Source organism: Mumia sp. ZJ1417, from assembly GCF_014127285.1.
In the GTDB taxonomy this organism is placed as follows: domain Bacteria; phylum Actinomycetota; class Actinomycetes; order Propionibacteriales; family Nocardioidaceae; genus Mumia.
Genome location: NZ_CP059901.1, coordinates 2,766,096 through 2,784,265, shown reverse-complemented (window position 1 = coordinate 2,784,265; position 18,170 = coordinate 2,766,096). Strand labels below are relative to the sequence as shown.

17 protein-coding genes are annotated in these 18,170 nt (G+C 70.8%); 8 read left to right on the top strand and 9 right to left on the bottom strand.

Annotated elements, in window-relative coordinates:
- Positions 1-269: 269 nt before the first annotated feature.
- Both H4N58_RS13510 and treS read right to left on the bottom strand, forming a co-directional pair.
- Positions 270-1,760 carry an aminoglycoside phosphotransferase gene (locus H4N58_RS13510; protein WP_167250267.1) on the bottom strand — a complete coding sequence of 497 codons (1,491 nt, stop codon included), beginning with the start codon at positions 1,758-1,760 and terminating at the stop codon, positions 270-272.
- A complete protein-coding gene (gene treS, locus H4N58_RS13505) occupies positions 1,757-3,466 on the bottom strand; it encodes a maltose alpha-D-glucosyltransferase (RefSeq protein WP_167003887.1) in 1,710 nt (569 codons plus the stop codon). Before treS ends, H4N58_RS13510 begins: the two co-directional genes overlap by 4 nt.
- Before the next feature lie 73 nt (positions 3,467-3,539).
- Between treS and H4N58_RS13500 the strand changes: the two genes are divergently transcribed.
- The gene (locus tag H4N58_RS13500) at positions 3,540-4,061 is read left to right on the top strand and encodes a hypothetical protein (RefSeq protein ID WP_167003884.1); all 522 of its coding nucleotides are present in this window, start codon (positions 3,540-3,542) and stop codon (positions 4,059-4,061) included.
- Positions 4,062-4,187: 126 nt separating this feature from the next.
- Here the strand turns inward: H4N58_RS13500 and H4N58_RS13495 are convergent, their stop codons facing one another.
- Positions 4,188-6,107, bottom strand: coding sequence for an alpha-1,4-glucan--maltose-1-phosphate maltosyltransferase (locus H4N58_RS13495; protein WP_208322886.1), 1,920 nt, complete (start codon positions 6,105-6,107; stop codon positions 4,188-4,190).
- Between the two features lie 156 nt (positions 6,108-6,263).
- Here H4N58_RS13495 and H4N58_RS13490 point away from each other — a divergent pair, with 156 nt between their 5' ends.
- Entirely contained in the window at positions 6,264-7,247 is a 984-nt protein-coding gene (locus tag H4N58_RS13490; RefSeq protein WP_167250271.1) for a hypothetical protein, read from the top strand.
- An 18-nt stretch (positions 7,248-7,265) separates the two neighbouring features.
- On the opposite strand, the gene glgX is transcribed toward H4N58_RS13490, so the two are convergent.
- Complete coding sequence (gene glgX, locus H4N58_RS13485) at positions 7,266-9,236, bottom strand: glycogen debranching protein GlgX (RefSeq protein ID WP_167250273.1); 1,971 nt, start codon at positions 9,234-9,236, stop codon at positions 7,266-7,268.
- A gap of 132 nt (positions 9,237-9,368) precedes the next feature.
- Here glgX and H4N58_RS13480 point away from each other — a divergent pair, with 132 nt between their 5' ends.
- The 4 genes from H4N58_RS13480 to H4N58_RS13465 all read left to right on the top strand — a co-directional run bounded on the left by H4N58_RS13480 (position 9,369) and on the right by H4N58_RS13465 (position 12,274).
- Complete coding sequence (locus H4N58_RS13480) at positions 9,369-10,148, top strand: enoyl-CoA hydratase/isomerase family protein (RefSeq protein ID WP_167003877.1); 780 nt, start codon at positions 9,369-9,371, stop codon at positions 10,146-10,148.
- 5 nt (positions 10,149-10,153) lie between these two features.
- The gene (locus H4N58_RS13475; RefSeq protein ID WP_167003874.1) at positions 10,154-11,125 is read left to right on the top strand and encodes a class I SAM-dependent methyltransferase; all 972 of its coding nucleotides are present in this window, start codon (positions 10,154-10,156) and stop codon (positions 11,123-11,125) included.
- Positions 11,126-11,809, top strand: coding sequence for an acyltransferase (locus H4N58_RS13470; protein ID WP_167250275.1), 684 nt, complete (start codon positions 11,126-11,128; stop codon positions 11,807-11,809).
- A 129-nt stretch (positions 11,810-11,938) separates the two neighbouring features.
- Complete coding sequence (locus H4N58_RS13465) at positions 11,939-12,274, top strand: helix-turn-helix transcriptional regulator (protein WP_167250277.1); 336 nt, start codon at positions 11,939-11,941, stop codon at positions 12,272-12,274.
- 10 nt (positions 12,275-12,284) lie between these two features.
- Here H4N58_RS13465 and H4N58_RS13460 read toward each other — a convergent pair whose 3' ends face one another.
- From H4N58_RS13460 to H4N58_RS13440, 5 genes are all read right to left on the bottom strand, one after another.
- On the bottom strand, positions 12,285-12,896 hold the full coding sequence (locus H4N58_RS13460) for a ClpP family protease (RefSeq protein WP_167250279.1): 612 nt from the start codon (positions 12,894-12,896) through the stop codon (positions 12,285-12,287).
- Positions 12,893-13,522 carry a ClpP family protease gene (locus H4N58_RS13455; RefSeq protein ID WP_167003864.1) on the bottom strand — a complete coding sequence of 210 codons (630 nt, stop codon included), beginning with the start codon at positions 13,520-13,522 and terminating at the stop codon, positions 12,893-12,895. The genes H4N58_RS13460 and H4N58_RS13455 overlap by 4 nt, the downstream gene beginning before the upstream one ends.
- Positions 13,523-13,611: 89 nt before the next feature.
- The gene (locus H4N58_RS13450; RefSeq protein WP_243845081.1) at positions 13,612-14,364 is read right to left on the bottom strand and encodes a methyltransferase domain-containing protein; all 753 of its coding nucleotides are present in this window, start codon (positions 14,362-14,364) and stop codon (positions 13,612-13,614) included.
- A 28-nt stretch (positions 14,365-14,392) separates the two neighbouring features.
- Positions 14,393-14,872 carry a DUF6069 family protein gene (locus tag H4N58_RS13445; protein WP_167003862.1) on the bottom strand — a complete coding sequence of 160 codons (480 nt, stop codon included), beginning with the start codon at positions 14,870-14,872 and terminating at the stop codon, positions 14,393-14,395.
- Between the two features lie 25 nt (positions 14,873-14,897).
- Positions 14,898-15,941: an AI-2E family transporter gene (locus H4N58_RS13440; RefSeq protein ID WP_167003859.1), complete on the bottom strand. Its 1,044-nt coding sequence runs from the start codon at positions 15,939-15,941 to the stop codon at positions 14,898-14,900.
- A gap of 270 nt (positions 15,942-16,211) precedes the next feature.
- On the opposite strand from H4N58_RS13440, the gene H4N58_RS13435 reads away from it, so the two are divergent.
- The gene (locus H4N58_RS13435; protein WP_167003856.1) at positions 16,212-16,991 is read left to right on the top strand and encodes an electron transfer flavoprotein subunit beta/FixA family protein; all 780 of its coding nucleotides are present in this window, start codon (positions 16,212-16,214) and stop codon (positions 16,989-16,991) included.
- A 13-nt stretch (positions 16,992-17,004) separates the two neighbouring features.
- Positions 17,005-17,961: an electron transfer flavoprotein subunit alpha/FixB family protein gene (locus tag H4N58_RS13430; RefSeq protein ID WP_167003854.1), complete on the top strand. Its 957-nt coding sequence runs from the start codon at positions 17,005-17,007 to the stop codon at positions 17,959-17,961.
- The last annotated feature ends 209 nt before the right edge of the window (positions 17,962-18,170 follow it).

Sequence of the window (18,170 nt, the reverse complement as noted above, 5' to 3'; positions counted from 1 at the left end):
TGCCCGTGAGCGGCTTCAGCCCTCGCGCGCCGCCCGTCCGGGTCAGAGAGGGCCCGGCCGCGGGCCGCGGGACGGGGGCGGCGGGGGAGCCGGCGCCGGAGGGGGTTCGGGAGCCGTCGGGGCCGGGCGCGGATCGTGGCGGACAGGGCGACCAGGGGTGGTCGGCTTCGGCTGCGGCTCGTCTCCCGGCATCGCATCCTCCTCGAGTCGAGCAGGGGGTCTGCCCAGTCGCCAGTCTGCCGCTGGCGCGGTGCCGCGAGGGCGGTCTTTCAGCGACCCCGCATCCGTTCTAGAGCGGCGCGCGGGATCGCGGCCCAGTCGGGGCGGTGGTCGCGCTCGTACACGTACTCGTAGAGGGCCTTGTCCACCTCGTACGCATCGAGCAGGGTCTCGACAGGCTCGACCGGCGGGGTGGCCGCGGTCTCGACCGGCGGGGTGGCCGCGGTCTCGACCGGCGGTTGTTCGCTGGTCGAGCCTGTCGAGACCCCGTACCCGCGCAGGAACGCCGCCCGGTTGCGCGCGACCCATGCCTGCGCCCGCGTCACCTGGTCACCCTCGCCGCCGCCGGTCTGGACGAGGTAGGAGTGCGCCGCGTAATCGAACGAGCGCAGCATCCCTGCGACGTCGCGCCACGCGGAGTCGAGCGCCACGCGGGCGGCCAGTGTCGCTGTGGGCTCACCCTCGAAGTCGACGAGCTTCCAGCCCATGGTCGTCCGCAGCGTCTGACCGAGGTGCAGGTCACCGTGGACGCGCTGTGCGAGCACGGGCCCGGAGGCCGAGCGGAGCCGGTCGTAGCGGGCACGCGCCACGTCGGCGTACCTGTCGAGGTCCGGCATGCGGGTGAGGAGATCCGCGAGTCGCGCATCGAGCCTGTCAGCGAGGGCGGTGAGCCCGCCCTCGTCCCAGGTGGCCGTCGCGAGGCGTTGCGCCATCAGCGCGTGGACGAGTCGTACGGTCTCGCCCAGCCGCTCGGACTCCGCCGCGAAGTCGCCCCCCGCATCCTCGGGCGCGAGCTCGGGCTCGGCCAGGAGGTCCCGTACGCTCGCCCGCGCGCTGTCCCAGCCGTTGCTCGCCGTGCGGAGGAAGCGCTGCAGCATCGCCAGGTCGTACGAGGTCCCGACCGGCGCCGTCGTGCCGGACGACGTCGTGCTGATCGCGCCCCACAGCGTGGCGATGGCCTCGTCGCCGGGGCCCGCGAGCGCGTCGTGCACCTCCACGTCGGGGTTGCGGCCGGCGACGACCTTGCGGAACACCTTCAGCAGCGCGGTCTCGTCGATCACCATCGACGTGTTGGACTGCTCGACCACCAGCAGCACCGACTCCGACCCGGTCCCGATCACCGGCTCGCCGTCGTCGCCGGCCGGGAGCAGCGAGAGGTACGTCGTGTCGTCGGGCGTGTCCGCGAAGAAGCCCCGTACGAGCACCTGCCGTGCCTCGGAGTCGTGCAGCGCGTCGTACACGAACAGCTCGTCGGCCAGCTCGCCGTGGCCGGGCGCGTACGCGCCGACGAGCCCGTACGCGTTGGCCTCGACCGGCTCGTGGCGGTAGGCCAGCGGCATGTTGTAGGTCTGCGTGCCGCCGGGCCCGCGTACGGTCACGAGCTCGAAGCGCACTCCGAGACCCGTGCTGGGCCGCTGGAGCCATCCGCGCGGCTCGATCGTTGCCAGCTCCCACCCCTCGCCCTCGCCGGCGAACCACCGCTGGCGGACCAGGTAGTCGAGAACCTCGCTCCGGCCGTGGACACTGCGCTCGCTGCTCATCGGGCCCCCTCGCTGTCGACCGTACGGCCCAGGCGGAACCAGTAGAAGCCGTGGCCCGCGAGGGTCAGCAGGTACGGCAGCTCGCCGATCGCCGGGAACTCGACGCCGCCGAACATCTCGACCGGCTGGATCCCGTCGTACGCGTGCAGGTCGAGCTCGACCGGCTGCGGGAAGCGCGACAGGTTGTTGACGCACAGCATCACGTCGCCGTCGTGCTCGCGGACGAACGACAGCACGGACGGGTTGGAGCCGCCGAGGTCGCGGAACGTCCCGACGCCGAACGCGCGGTGCTGCTTGCGGATGTGGATCATGCGGCGCGTCCAGTGCAGCAGCGAGGAGGTGTTCTCCTGCTGCGCCTCGACGTTGACAGCCTGGTAGCCGAAGACCGGGTCCATGATCACGGGCAGCCCGAGCTTGCCGGGGGTCGCCACCGAGAAGCCGGCGTTGCGGTCGGGCGTCCACTGCATCGGCGTACGGACGCCGTCGCGGTCGCCGAGCCAGATGTTGTCGCCCATGCCGATCTCGTCGCCGTAGTAGAGCACCGGCGAGCCCGGCAGGCTCAGCAGCAACGCCGTGAACAGCTCCATGCGGTTGGTGTCGTTGTCGAGCAGCGGTGCGAGGCGCCGCCGGATGCCGATGTTGGCCTTCATTCGCGGGTCGGTGGCGTACTCACGCCACATGTAGTCGCGATCCTCGTCGGTCACCATCTCGAGGGTGAGCTCGTCGTGGTTGCGAAGGAAGATGCCCCACTGGCACCCCGCGGGGATGTCGGGCGTCTGCTCCATGATCTCGCTGATCGGGTAGCGCGACTCCCTCCGTACGCCCATGAACAGGCGCGGCATCACGGGGAAGTGGAAGCACATGTGGCACTCGTCGCCGCCGACGGCGGGGTCGCCGAAGTAGTCGACGACCTCGGAGGGCCACTGGTTCGCCTCGGCGAGCAGCACACGTCCGGGGTAGTGGTCGTCGACATAGCGGCGGACCTTCTTGAGGAAGTCGTGCGTCCGGGGGAGGTTCTCGCAGCTGGTGCCCTCCTCCTCGTACAGGTACGGGACGGCGTCGAGCCGGAAGCCGTCGACGCCCAGGTCCAGCCAGAACCGCAGCGCGTCGATCATCGCGTCGTGGACGGCGGGGTTCTCGAAGTTGAGGTCGGGCTGGTGGCCGTAGAAGCGGTGCCAGTAGTACTGGCCGCGTACCGGGTCGTACGTCCAGTTGGACGCCTCGGTGTCGACGAAGATGATGCGGGTGTCGGCGTACGCCTCGCCGGTGTCGTGCCAGACGTAGAAGTCCCCGTACGGACCCTCGGGGTCGGTCCGCGACGCCTGGAACCACGGATGCGCGTCGGACGTGTGGTTCATGACGACATCGATGATGATGCGGATGCCGCGCGCGTGAGCGGCGTCGAGCAGCACCTTGAAGTCGTCGACCGTGCCGAGCTCGGGGGAGACGGACGTGTAGTCGGCGACGTCGTAGCCGCCGTCGCGCAGCGGCGACGGGAAGAACGGGGGAAGCCACAGGCAGTCCACGCCCAGCCACGACAGATAGTCGAGCTTGCTCGTCACCCCGGCGAGATCGCCGATCCCGTCACCGGTCGAGTCGTGGAAGGAGCGGACGAGGACCTCGTAGAAGACGGCGCGCTGGAACCACAGCGGGTCGTCGTCCCGCCGGTCTGGGGGAGTCACCGGCGCGGGGGCGGGGGCGTTCATGCGCGCCACCCTAACCCCCAGCGTCCTGCCCGCCTCCCGGGTCGGGCGCCTGTACGGCACTAGGCTGGTGCGCATGCTTCTGGCCGCGTTCGCCGCCCTGCTCTGCGGGATCGCCCTCGGCGGTGTCCTGGTCTGGTGGTCGAGCCGCCGCGAACCACCCGAGCCGGTCACCGGACGGCGCCTCACGCCGATCGCGCCGGAGCTCAAGCAGGCTCAGCTCGACACCCGTGGCAACCGTCCGGTCGACGACGTGACGCGTTCGGAGATCACGCGCCTGCTCCAGACCGGGCGCAAGATGGAGGCGATCCGGCTCTTGCACGCGAGCACGGACATGTCGCTGCTCCAGGCGAAGGCGCGTGTCGAGGAGTGGTCGGACGCGGTCGAGCGGCGGCTCATTGCGCAGGCGTACGCCGATGCGCGCGACCTCGCTCACGACGAGATCGACGAGGCGCTCGCGGACGACCTGCGGGAGCTGCTCGGCCTCCGGCTCGGCCGCTGGCGCGCGCTCAAGCTGCTGCGCCGCCGGACCACGATGCGGCTCGCGGACGCGTTCGACTACATCGACACGATCCGCCGCACCTCGCTGGTCGAGTAGGGCGAGGAACGGCTCGTATCGAGACCCCGCTGCCGTCACCAGGCGTCAGATAAGTACACCGGGCGCCGCGTATGCCCGTCGCTCCGTGCACAGAACCGGAGCCTCGTAGGGGGCCGGGCGCGTGGCTCAGCGCAGCACGGTCAGCACGTGCGCGACGGGGGAGTCGCCGCCGAGCTTCACGTAGTCGTCCTCGCCCCACTCGAACACGTCCCCGGTCAGCTCGTCCCGTACGGCGAACCGCTCACCCCATCCGATCCCGAGCGCCGGCAGGTCGAGGCGCACCGTCGTCTCGTGCGTCACCGACGGCTCGAGGTTCGCGACGACGATGACGACGTCGTCGCGGTCGTCGCCGACGTACCGCCGCGAGAAGCACAGGACGTGGTCCGACTCCGTCTCGTGCACGCGCAGCCGGTGGAGCTGACGCAGCGCTGGGTGCTCGCGGCGGATCTCGTTGAGCCGTGCGATGAACGGCGCCAGCGAGTGTGGCGCGTCGAAGTCGCGGTGCTTGATCTCGTACTTCTCCGAGTCGAGGTACTCCTCCGACCCCGGCCGCAGCGGCGTGTGCTCGAGCAGCTCGAAGCCCGAGTAGACACCCCACGTCGGCGCTCCCGTCGCCGCCAGCACCGCCCGCAGCCGGAACATCGCCGGATCGCCGGACTGCAGGTGCACCGGGAGGATGTCCGGGGTGTTCACCCAGAACGCCGGCCGCATCACCGCAGCCTTGCGGCCCGACACCTCCTCCAGATAGGCGGCGAGCTCGTCCTTGGTCTCGCGCCAGGTGAAGTACGTGTACGACTGGTGGAACCCGACCATCCCAAGCGCCCGCATCATCGCGGGGCGCGTGAACGCCTCGGCGAGGAAGACGACGTCGGGGTCCGTACGCCGTACCTCGGCGAGAAGCCGCTCCCAGAACGGCACCGGCTTCGTGTGCGGGTTGTCGACGCGGAAGATCCGGATGCCGTGCGCCATCCAGTGGCGGACGACGCCGAGGACGGCCTCGTACAGGCCATCGGGGTCGGTGTCGAAGTTGAGCGGATAGATGTCCTGGTACTTCTTCGGCGGGTTCTCCGCGTACGCGATCGTGCCGTCGGCGCGGTGCGTGAACCATTCCGGGTGGGCGGCGACCCACGGGTGGTCGGGTGCGCACTGCAGCGCGAGATCGAGCGCCACCTCCATGCCCCGCTCGCGGGTTGCGGCCACGAACGCGTCGAGGTCGTCGAGCGTGCCGAGGTCGGGATGCACTGCGTCGTGCCCGCCCTCCGCGGCGCCGATCGCCCACGGGGAGCCGGGGTCGCCGGGCTCGGCCACGAGGGAGTTGTTGCGCCCCTTGCGGTTGACGCGCCCGATCGGGTGGACGGGCGGCAGGTAGACGACGTCGAACCCCATCGCCGCCACGCGGTCGAGCTCGCCGATCGCGCCGCGCAGCCCTCCGTACGAGCGGGGGAACAGCTCGTACCATGCGCCGGCCAGCGCCCGCTCCCGGTCCGCGAACAGCGGGTACGACCGCGTGCTGCCGAGCAGGTCGCGCACCGGGAAGCGGCTCATCACGTCGAGGACCTCGGGCGTCGTCGCGGCCTCGAGACGCTCGGAGGGGGAGCGGCGATTGTCGCGCAAGACCTTCGCGGCCGCCCGCAGCGTTGCGCGCTCGGCGGTCCGGCCGCGGGGGAGCGCCTTGGCCGCGCGTTCGAGCAGCACGGCGCCCTCGACCGGCATCAGCTCGGTGTCGACGTCGGCGGCGACCTTGATCGGCGCGTCGTGCAGCCACGTGCCGTACGGGTCGGACCAGGTCTCGATCCGGTACGACCAGGGGCCGACCGCGTCGAGCGTCACCCACAGCTCGTGGTGGTCGTTGTCGAGGTGGGGGAGCGCAAGGCGCGGTCGGTCCTTGCCGTCGGGGCCGGTGAGCACGACTCCGGCGCCGAGCTCGTCATGGCCCTCACGGAAGATCCGCGCCCGGATCGGGAAGGGCTCACCGACCGTGGCCTTCGCGGCGTACGTCCCGTTCTCGACGACCGGGCACACGTCCATCACCGGGATCCGCAGCATGCGCGCCACGCTATCCGACCCCGGTCGTCGCCCCTCTCGCCCGGACGTCATACGTCCTGTGGGTGGGGACCACCGATTCGTATGACGTCCCGGGCTCGTCCACAGGTGGTGACGCAGACGAGCTCCGTACGGACTTGGCGGACACACGCTCAAGGCATGCACAAGCAGATGACGAGGGACGAGGCACGGCGCGCGCGGCGCCGCCGGGTACGGCGCGAGGCGCAGACACAGGACGGGGTTCTGTCACGCCGACAGCTGTACGGGACGGGGCTCAGCCGTTGGGAGGTCGGGGCAGAGCTGAGGGCAGAGCGGTGGAGGCTGCACGGGCGTCAGACCATCGCCGTCCACACCGGTGACCTCGCGGGCGACGCGATGTTGTGGCACGCGGTCATCGAGGCCGGAGCACGCGGTGTCCTCGACGGGGTCAGCGCCCTCGTCGCCGCCGGTCTCACGGGCTTCACGATCCCCGCCGTACGGGTGTCGGTGCCACGTGGCGCGCGGGTCGTGAAGATCGCGGGGATCGACATCCGGCAGACGAGGCGGCTGCGTCCGTCCGACCGCGTCGGCGCCGGAATCCCGCGCGTCTGGCCCTGGATCGCCGCCGTACGGGGAGCGTTGTGGGCCCGCACGGATCGGGAGGCGGCGACGCTGCTCGCGATGGTCGTCCAGCAGCGGCTCACGACCGCCAAACGGATCGGGCTCGCCCTGCTCGACGTGCGACGCGACCGCCGTCGACGCTTCGTGGAGATGATCGTGCTGGACCTCATCGGTGGGGCGCAGTCGCTCGGCGAGCTCGACTTCGCCGGGATGGCGCGCCGGCGCGGTCTGCCCGAGCCGGATCGACAGGTCGTACGGCGGGGACGCGACGGCAGGATCTACCTGGACGTCATTTGGGAGGCGTTCGCGGTCGTCGTAGAGATCGATGGCATCCACCACGCGTTCGCGCAGAACCTCGTCAACGACGCGCTGCGCCACAACGCGGTGACGCTGCGCAACGCGACGGTGCTCCGGCTCCCGTTGCTCGGCCTGCGCGTCGCGTCGGACGCCTTCTTCGCGCAGATCGCCGAGGCGCTCGTCGCCGGCGGATGGACCCCTCCGGACGTCATACGTTCTGCGGGTTCCGACCCTCAGAACGTATGACGTTACGGAAGGGGCGCGTCAGGTGCCGACGAGGAGGACGAGGGAGTGTGAGGCGACCGGCAACGTGTGCGCCACGGCGCCGCTGCGCTTGAGGTCGGCGGTGTCGAGCGCGACCTCGTACGAGGCCGGCCACGGCGCCTCCGGGAGCTGCCACGACACCGTGGAGTCGCCCCCGTTGAGCAGCAGCACCGCGCAGCGATCGTCCGGACCGCCGTCCAGCGCCATCCCGAGCGTACGAAGCGCGCCGTCGTGCCAGTCGTGCTCCTCCCAGTCCCGCCCGTCGGGGTGCAGCCAGCGCACGTCCTGCCGCCCCGTCTGCGCCGCCACCTCCCCGGTGAAGAACCGCGTGGTCCGCAGCACGGGGTGCGCCGCCCGCAGCGCGGTGAGTCGGCCGACGACGCCGCGCAGGTGCTCCCACCCCACGTCCGGGATCCACGGCACCCAGGTGAGCGCGCTGTCGTGGCAGTACGCGTTGTTGTTGCCGTGCTGCGTCTGCCCGTGCTCGTCGCCGGCGCGCAGCATCGGCACCCCTGCGGCGAGCAGCGTGGTGGCGACGAGGTTCGCGGCCTGGCGTCGGCGCAGGGCGAGCACGCCGACGTCGTCCGTCTCGCCCTCGGCCCCGCAGTTCCAGGAGCGGTTGTCGGCGTGCCCGTCGCGGTTGTCCTCGCCGTTGGCCTCGTTGTGCTTCTCGTCGTACGAGACGAGGTCGCGCAGCGTGAACCCGTCGTGGGCCGTCACGAAGCTCACCGACGCCTGCGGCGGACGCCCGCTCGGCTCGAACTCCTGCGACGACCCGGCCAGCCGTCGGGCGATCCCGGCGACCCCGCCGGCGCCGCCGTGCGCAGGCCCCCGCCAGAAGTCGCGCACGTCGTCGCGGAACCGGTCGTTCCACTCGGCCCACCCGTGCGGGTAGCCGCCGACGAGGTAGCCGTCCATGCTCGCGTCCCACGGCTCGGCGATCAGCTTGACCCCGCGCAGCACCGGGTCGCGCCCGATCGTCGCGATCAGCGACTGCTCGACGTCGACGCGTCCGCGCCCGACCCGCGCGAGCGCCGACGCGAGGTCGAACCGGAACCCGTCGACGTGCATCTCGCGCACCCAGTAGCGCAGCGACTCCACGATCAGCGCCGCCGCCGGCGCCGCGTCGGCGCGCACCGTGTTGCCGCAGCCGGTGACGTCGAAATAGTGCCCCTGCGCGTGCCGGTAGTAGCCGGTGTCGTCAAGCACCCGCAGGTGGATGCGCGGCCCGCCCGCTCCGCTCTCGCCGGTGTGGTTGTAGACGACGTCGAGCACGACCTCGAGCCCGCGCGCGTGCAGCGCCCGCACCATCTCCTTGAACTCACGCACAGGATCGCCGCCGGCGGCGTACGGAGCGTGCGGCGCGAGGAACGCGACGGAGTTGTAGCCCCAATAGTTGACGAGCCCGCGCTCGGCGACGGTCGGCTCGGTGACGAAGTGGTGCAACGGCATCAGCTCGACGGTCGTCACGCCGAGCGCGACGAGGTAGTCGAGCACCGCCGGGTGCGCCAACCCGGCGTACGTCCCCCGCAGCTCCTCGGGCACGTCGGGATGCCGCATGGTCAGCCCCCGCACGTGCGCCTCGTACAGGACCGTCCGGTCCCACGGGATCCGCGGCGCGACATCGGCGCCCCAGTCGAAGGCGGTGTCGGCGACGTACGCACGCAGGCGCGAGGTGTTGCCGTCGAGCCCACCGGTGACGTGCAGCGCGTACGGGTCGAGCACCTGGACCCCGTCGACGACGAACGCGTACTCCTGCCCCGGACCGACCCCGAGCACCTCGGCGTGCCACACCGAGCCCGTACGCGACTCGACCTCGTACGTCCCGATGCCGGGCAGATCGAGGACGACCTGGCGTGCGCGTGGGGCGTGGATCGCGAAATTCACGCCCGAGACGACCCGGCGGGCGCCGAGGGGGTGCGGGCTCCCCGGCGCACTCGGGTGGCGCTCGTACGCCCATGCCTCGGCCATGCCCCCCATCATCGGGCACCCCAGACCTCCGGCCGTACGCGCCCGGTCCGGCGCGTACGGGGTTCGCTACCCTCGGTAGCCACGACGTCGACAGCAGGACTGTCACGACACGCCACACGGAAGGCAGCGCGCATGGGTGAGCTCGTCAGGCTCGAGGTGACCGACGGCGTCGGCACGATCCGTCTCGACCGACCCAAGATGAACGCGATCAGCGCCCAGCTCCAGGACGAGCTGCGCGAGTGCGCCGAGGAGGCGACCGCGCGTGACGACGTCGCCGCCGTGGTCGTGTACGGAGGCGAGCGGGTCTTCGCGGCCGGGGCGGACATCAAGGAGATGGCCGATCTCTCGTTCCCCGCGATGAACGTCCGCGCCCAGGCGCTGCAGGCCTCCCTCAACGCCGTCGCCGCGATCCCGAAGCCGACCGTCTCGGCGATCACCGGCTACGCGCTCGGTGGCGGCTGCGAGCTCGCGCTGTGCACCGACGTCCGCTTCGCGGCCGACAACGCCAAGCTCGGCCAGCCCGAGATCCTCCTCGGCATCATCCCCGGCGCGGGCGGCACGCAGCGCCTGTCGCGGCTCGTGGGCCCGGCCAAGGCGAAGGACCTCATGTTCACCGGCCGCCAGGTCGACGCCACCGAGGCGCTCGCGATCGGGCTCGTCGACCGGATCGTGCCGGCCGAGTCGGTGTACGAGGAGGCGCTCGCGTGGGCCCGCCAGTTCGTCGGCGCCGCCTCGCTCGCACTGCGCGGCATCAAGGAGGCCGTGGACCGTGGGCTCGAGGTCGACCTCGTGACCGGCCTCGAGATCGAGCGCCACCTCTTTGCGGCGCTGTTCGCGACCGAGGACCAGGCGACCGGCATGCGCTCGTTCGTCGAGAACGGGCCCGGCAAGGCCACCTTCGAGGGGAAGTAGTACCCGTGAGCACCGACACCACCACCCCCGGCACGCCTGCCGCGCCCAACCCGCACGCGAGCGCGGACGAGGTCGAGGCCGCCTGGTCCGACACCAAGCTCGCCCAGGTGCTCTACCACGACTGGGAAGCCCAGACGTACGACGAGAAGTGGTCGATCTCCTTCGACGAGCGCTGCATCGACTACGCACGCGACCGCTTCACCGCCGTCGCCGGCGAGAGCGGCTGGCCGTACGGGCGCAGCCTGGAGATCGGCGCCGGCACGGGCTTCTTCACGCTCAACCTCATGCTCGCCGGCGTCATCGACAAGGGCACGGTCACCGACATCTCGCCCGGCATGGTCGAGGTCGCCAAGCGTAACGCGGACGGTCTCGGCTTCTCGCTCGACGGCCAGGCGGCCGACGCCGAGGAGCTGCCGTTCCCCGACGAGTCGTTCGACCTGGTCATCGGTCACGCCGTCATCCACCACATCCCTGACGTCGAGAAGGCCTTCCGCGAGATGCTGCGCGTGCTGCGTCCCGGCGGCCGCGTGGTGATCTGCGGCGAGCCGACCACCCGCGGCGACTTCATGGCGCGGCGCCTGTCGCGGCTGACCTGGTGGGCCACGACCCACGCCACCAAGCTCGGCCCGCTGCGCGAGTGGTCGCGTCCGGCCGAGGAGCTCGACGAGTCGTCGCGCGCTGCGGCGCTGGAGGCCGTCGTCGACCTGCACACGTTCGAGCCGGCCGACCTGGAGCGTACGGTGCTGCGCGCCGGCGGCGTCAGCGTCCGTACGGCGACCGAGGAGCTGACCGCGTCCTGGTTCGGCTGGCCGGTCCGTACGTTCGAGGCGGCGGTGCCGGAGGAGAAGCTCGGCCTGCGGTGGCGCATGTTCGCCTACAAGTCGTGGCTGCGACTCTCCGCGCTCGACAAGGCGCTCAGCCCCGTCGTGCCCAAGGGTCTCTACTACAACGTGTCGGTCTCGGCGACCAAGCCGTAGATGAGCGCTCCCCGCCAGGCCCGCTTCCTCACCGTGGACTCCCTGCGGTGGGTGCGGCGTCACCGTGCGTGGTCGCGCTACCACCTGGTGCGCTACTGGCGGTTCTGGCGGTTCAAGCGACGCCATCCCGACGTCATCACCGAGGGGTTCGTCTTCCTCGGACGCGGGGTCGAGATCGAGACCAAGCCCCCGTACGGGCGGGTGGTGCTCGGCAGGTTCGTCCACCTCGGCGACCGTACGGCGCTGCGTGCCCACAACGGCACGCTGCGCCTCGGTGACAAGGTCGTCATGGGGTCCGACAACACGATCAACGCGCACCTCGACATCGAGATCGGGGCGGCGACGATCATCTCGGACTGGACGTACATCTGCGACTTCGACCATGTGACGCTCGACCTCGCGAAGCCGATCAAGGACCAGGGACTCGTGGTCTCTCCGGTGCGGATCGGGCCGGACTCGTGGATCGGCGTGAAGGCGAGCGTGCTGCGCGGCACGCGGACGGGGCGCGGCGTCGTGCTCGCCGCGCACACCGTGGCGCGGGGCGAGTACCCGGACTTCGCGATCGTCGCCGGGCTGCCCGGTCGCGTCGTCAAGAGCCGCCGCGACGACCTGGCGGAGTGGGCGGAGATCCAGCGCTACACCGCCGAGGTCGCCGAGGAGCAGCGCGAGGCCCGCGGCAGCTGACGCGTACGGCCGCGGGCGTGCAGCGCCTGACGTCGCCTCGCTGACCACGGACGCACCGTCGGACGGGAGCCGCTCTGCCGAGAGCAGAATGCCTGGCGACGGCCGGGTGGCGTGGCCTAGCCTCGGGCCATGGGAGACGTCGTACGCCTCGGCCCTCGGCGCGCCGCGCCGCTCGCGCCGCCCGAGCCCGAGCCGCTGTGGCGCGAGGTCGTCGGACGGCGCCTGCGAGAGGCACGCCTGGCCCGTGGCCAGCGCCTCGCGGACACCGCCGCCGTGGCCGGCATCTCCCCTCAGTACCTGTCGGAGGTCGAGCGCGGCCGCAAGGAGCCGTCGAGCGAGATCCTCGCCGCGGTCTCGGGCGCTCTCGACCTGACCCTGCTCGACCTGACCGAGCACGTCAGCGGCGAGCTGCGCCGTACGGCGTCGACGTCGGTTCCGCGCGGGCCGCTCGCCCTCGCCGTCTGACGCCGCGGCGTCACCGCACCTCGCCGCCGAGCACCGCTCGCGGCGCCATGACCGCGTCGACGAGCCCGTACGCCCGTGCCGCCGCAGCGGAGAACACCCGGTCGCGGTCCGTGTCGTGCCGCAACGTGTCGACGCTCTGGCCGGTATGGGTCGACAAGATCGCCTCCATCTCGTTGCGCACCCGCACCACCTCGTCCGCCTGGAGGATCAGGTCGGGGATCGTCCCCTGACCCCGCGCCGCGGGCTGGTGCAGCACGAACCGCGCGTGGGGCAGCGCCGCCCGACGGCCCGGCTCGCCACCGGCGACGAGGACCGCGCCGGCGGCGATCGCCTGACCCACACAGAACGTCGCGACGGGCGAGCGGACGTGCTGCATCGTGTCGTAGATCGCGAGCATCGCTGTCTCATCGCCGCCCTCGCAGTTGACGTAGAGGTTGATCTCGCCATCGGGGTTGTCCGCCTCGAGGTGCAGCAGCTGGGCGATCAGCGCGTTGGCGACGCCGGCGTCGATGGCCGTCCCGAGATAGACGATGCGCTCGGTGAGCAGGTGCGAGTAGACGTCCATGACGCGCTCACCACGCGGATGGTTCGCGATGACGTTCGGGATCGTGTACGTGCTCATCGCACGCCTCCCATCTGGGCCGCCCCGATCCCCACGCCGCGGCGCCGCTTCGGCATCACGTCGTCGAACGCGCTGACGACGTGGTCGACGAACCCGTACGCCTGCGCCTCGACGGCGGTGTACCAGCGGTCGTGCAGCGAGTCCTCGAAGATCCGCTCGAACGGCTGGCCTGTGTCTGCGGCGATCAAGCCGAGCACGGTGTCGCGGGTGTGGCGGAGGTCGTCGGCCTGGACCTCGATCTCGACCGCGCTGCCGCCGATCCCCGCCGAACCCTGATGCATGAGGATCCGTGCGTGGGGGAGGGCGTACCGCTTGCCGGGCGTCCCGGCCGACAGCAGGAACTGCCCGGCGCTGCAGGCGAGGCCGAGGGCGAGCGTCGACACGTCGCAGGGGATGAGCCGTACGACATCACGCAGCGCGAGCATCGACGGCACCGAGCCGCCGGGGGAGTGGATCCACAGCGCGATGTCGGCGCCGGGGTCGTCGGCGGCCAAGGACAGGAGCTGGGTGGTGAGGAGGGTGCCGTTGTCGTCGTCGAGGACGCCGTCGAGCACGAGGATCCGCCGGCCGAGCAGCTGTTGACGACTGACCGTGTCGAAGAGGTGGGGTGCGGTGTCGTGTGCCATGCCTCCACCGTGGCGCGGCGCGTCCACCAGGATCCAGCCGATCAGCCGGCGGCAGATCTGCCCAGAGCAGCGCGGTTAGAGCAGCGCAGTCAGACCTGAGCGGTGACCACGAGGTCGAGCGACGCGGCGAGGTCGGCGTCGTCGCCCGTCCGCAGGACGAAGTCGCCTGTCGACACCGACCGTACGAGCTGCGCGACCGCCGCGGGCCACTGGTCGTACGGCCCCGCGATCTGCGCGTCGACGAGCGAGCCGTTCGTGTCCTCCCAGGCCGCGAGCCGCGGACCGTGGTGCAGTCCGGCCAGCGACTCGACGCGTGCGTGGGCGGCGACGAGGTCACGCAGCTCGTCGGGCTCGAGCTCCTTGGGGTGGTAGATGTTCCCCGGCGGGAACGTGAGCGTGTTGGGCGTGCTGACGACCAGCGTGCCGCCCGGCCGCAGCACGCGGACGCACTCGGCGACGAACGCGTCCTGGTCCCAGAGGTGCTCGATCGTCTGCAGGCTGACCACGACGTCGAACGACGCGTCAGCGTACGGGAGGGCGACGAGGTTGCCGCGGACGACCGGGACCTGCGGGTACGCGGCGCGGACGTGGCCGGTCGCGTACGCGTCGTAGTCGAGCGCGACGAGCGATCCCGCCACGTGGCTCAGCAGGTCCGCCCCGTACCCCTCGCCGCACCCGGCCTCGAGCGCCGCGCGACCGCGGACGACGTCGCGCAGCGCCTCGTACACGACCTCGTGCCGGCGGAACCAGTAGTTCTCGTGCCAGATGCCGGGCACCGTCCGCTCGCCGGTGATCACCATCTGCGGCTTCGTGTCGTCGCCGCCTGCGCCCTTGCTACTCACGCCCGCAGCGTACGGCCGCGGTGCGACCTCAGGCGCGCGGGGCGTTGCGGACCGCGCGCTGGGCGGTGCCAGAGACCAGCGAGCCGATGATGACCGTGATGAGGACCCCCACCGCGGCGCTGGCGACCTGCTCCTCGAGCGGGATATCGACCGTGAACGGGAGGACGCCGATGATCACGGCGATCAGCGCCACGATCCAGCCGAAGAAGAGGCGCGGACGCGGGGTCGTCAGGAGCAGCAGGTGCATGAGGCCCGTGGCGAGGAGCGCGGCACCGGCGGCGAGGAACGCGTACGGCAGTGTCGAGGTGACGTCCCAGCGACCGCCGCCGCTCGGCACCAGCACGGCGATGTCGAACACGCCGCGGCAGACGAGCAGGCCGACGGCAGCGGCGAGCGCGGCGACCACGGCTGTCGCGACCCCTCCGGCCCACAGCTTGCCCGCGTCGACGGACAAGCCGCTCGGGGTGCCGGGCTCGGGCTGACCTGCGGGCGGTTGCTGGTAGGACATCGTGCCTCCTCGCTCGGGGTGGCCGTCACGGTACCGGTTCCCGGCCGGCGATGATGGGCGATATCCAGCGGGCGTCGGGATCGCTGTCGACGAGGAGCTTCTTGACGAGCAGCGTGGCCGGGATGGCCAGGATCGCCCCCCACGCCCCGAGGACCAGCGTCCAGAAGATCAGCGACAGCATGCTCACTGTCGCCGAGAGGCCGACGGAGTTGCCGACGATCTTGGGCTGGAAGACCGACTGGATCACGAAGTTGATGACGCAGTAGCCGACGATCACCCACACTGCCGTCTGCCATCCGGAGTCGAACAGCGCGAGCATGGCGGGCGGGATCAGGCCCAGGATGAACCCGATGTTGGGGATGTAGCCGGTGATGAGCGAGAGCACGCCCCACAGCCACGGCTCCGGGACACCGAGCGCGTACAGCAGGATCACGTCAGCCACCGCGACGACGAGCCCGAACACGGTCGCGACCACGAAATAGCGGCGCGTGCCCGTCGCGAAGTCGGCGAGCGCGTCGACGGTGGCGCGGTGACGCTCGGGGACCCGGCGCGCAAGCCGGGGGATCACCGAGCCGTCCAGCGCCATGAAGAGCAGCAGGATCAAGATGAGGAGCAGGTTGCCGGTGACCGTGGTGGCGCTGGAGACGACCTCGGCGACGTACGGGGCGAGCGAGCGGATGTCGAGGTGTTTGAAGATCTGGTCGAGGTCGCTCTGCTGGACGCCCCAGTCGTTGAGCAGGCTCTTGACGTCGACGAGCCATCGCTGGAACTCGTCCTCGTACGCGGTGAGGAGCTGGCCGAACCGCGCACCGGCGAGCACCAGCGACCCCGCGAGCAGCAGGAGGATCGCGTAGACGGCGACGACGCAGGCGACCGTGCCGGTCCAGGACGGCATGCCCATCCGGTCGAAGACGTGGCGGAGCGGGTGCACCGTGACCGTGAGACAGATCGCGAGGAAGGTCGGGCCGACGATCCCGTTGATGCTCATCACGCCGGCGACGATCACCACGAACGCCGCAGACCCGACCAGGATGGTGAGCGTCCGCAGGCGTGCCCTAGGCTCGGTCATGTGGTTCAGTGTCGCAGCGTGTCACGCGCTCGACCTCTCAAAAGGCCCTCGGCGTAAAGAGCCACCGACGTGGGAGCGCCGTGGGTGTGCGGTTCGCCGTGTGACCCATGCCACCCGTGACGACCTCGTCAAGATGGTTACCTGTCGGTAACATCAGGGTTGTGGAGACGTCTCACGGCTCCGCACCGCAGTCGCCCACGGCTGCCGCGACGCGCGTCCCGTGCGAGCGCCGTGTACGAAGTCGACTCCACAGGAGGGGCCGAGAAGGCCATGAACATCGTCGTCTGTGTGAAGTACGTACCGGACGCTACGGCGGACCGGTCCTTTGACTCGTCGGACAACACCGTGGATCGCGAAGGCGTCGACGGTCTGCTGTCGGAGCTCGACGAGTACGCCGTCGAGCAGGCTCTGCTTGCTGCAGAGGAGAGCGATGGCGAGGTGACGGTGCTGACCGTCGGCCCCGCCGATGCTGCCGACGCGGTCCGCAAGGCGCTGCAGATGGGCGCTGACAAGGGTGTCCACGTCGAGGACGACGACATCGCCGGCTCTGATGCCGTCGCGACGTCGCTGGTCCTGGCCAAGGCGCTGGGCACGTTGGAGTACGACCTCGTCTTCTTCGGCATGAGCTCGACCGACGGCACGATGGGTGTCGTCCCGACCATGGTCGCTGAGCGTCTGGGTCTGCCTGCGGTCACTTATGGCTCGCAGATCACCGTGGACGGCTCGACCGTGACCGTGCGCCGTGACGGCGACGTCGCGACCGAGACGATCACCGCCACCGCGCCTGCGGTCGTGTCGGTCACCGACCAGTCCGGTGAGCCGCGCTACCCGTCGTTCAAGGGCATCATGGCGGCCAAGAAGAAGCCGGTCGAGGACCTGACGCTGTCCGACCTGGGCATCGACCCGTCCGAGGTCGGCCTGGATGCGGCCGGGACGAAGGTGCTGTCCTTCGCACCGCGTCCGCCGCGCAGCGCCGGCGAGATCGTCACCGACGAGGGAGACGGTGGCGTCAAGCTCGCCGCGTTCCTCGCCTCGAAGAAGTTCGTGTGAGGAGCAGCCACAGATGAGTGAGATTCTCGTTCTCGTCGACCACGTCGACGGTGCAGTTCGCAAGACCACCGGCGAGCTCCTGACGCTCGCCCGCCGCCTCGGCACCCCGTCGGCGGTGTTCATCGGCTCCGGTGCCGACGCCGCTCAGGCGTACCTGGCGCAGTACGGCGCCGAGAAGGTGTACGTGCTGGACGCACCGGAGCTGACCGAGTACCTGGTCGTTCCCAAGGCGGAGGCGCTGGCCCAGCTCGTCGCCGACAAGCAGCCTGGTGCGGTGCTGATCGGCAGCTCGGCCGAGGGCAAGGAGATCGCCGGTCGTCTGGCGATCAAGACCGGCTCAGGGCTGCTCACCGACGTCGTCGACGTGCGTGCTGGTGGCGAGGGTGTCGAGACGACGCAGTCGGTCTTCGCCGGCAACTTCACCGTCGAGGCGACCATCACCAAGGGCACCCCGATCGTGACCGTCAAGCCCAACTCTGCCACCCCGGAAGAGTCCCCGGCGGCCGGCGCGCTCGAGCCCGTCTCGGTGACGGTCTCCGATGCGGCCAAGGCGGCCAAGATCACCGACTCCAAGCCCCGCGAGGCCACCGGCCGCCCGGAGCTGACCGAGGCCGCGATCGTCGTCTCCGGCGGTCGTGGCACCGGCGGTGACTTCTCGCAGGTCGAGGCGTTCGCCGACTCCCTCGGTGCGGCCGTTGGCGCCTCGCGTGCCGCGGTCGACTCCGGCTGGTACCCGCACAGCTTCCAGGTCGGTCAGACCGGCAAGACGGTCTCGCCGCAGCTGTACGTCGCCAACGGCATCTCCGGTGCGATCCAGCACCGCGCCGGCATGCAGACCTCCAAGACGATCGTCGCCGTCAACAAGGACGAGGAGGCGCCCATCTTCGAGCTGGTCGACTTCGGCGTCGTCGGCGACCTCAAGGAGGTCCTGCCGCAGGCGACCGACGAGATCAACAAGCGCAAGGGCTGACCCCCTTACGTCGTACGACACACGCAGGCCGCCACGTCCCGCAGCAGCGAGGCGTGGCGGTCTTGCGTGCGCCTCGACGTGGCGCAACGAGCGTGCCCCACGCGTCCCCGGACGGGCCCCTCGAAGGGCGCTTTTGGCTGGTCTGATAAAAATGCTGTCACGATCAGGGGGCCTGGTGGTTGTAACACTTCGGTAAGTGTCCGGCCCCT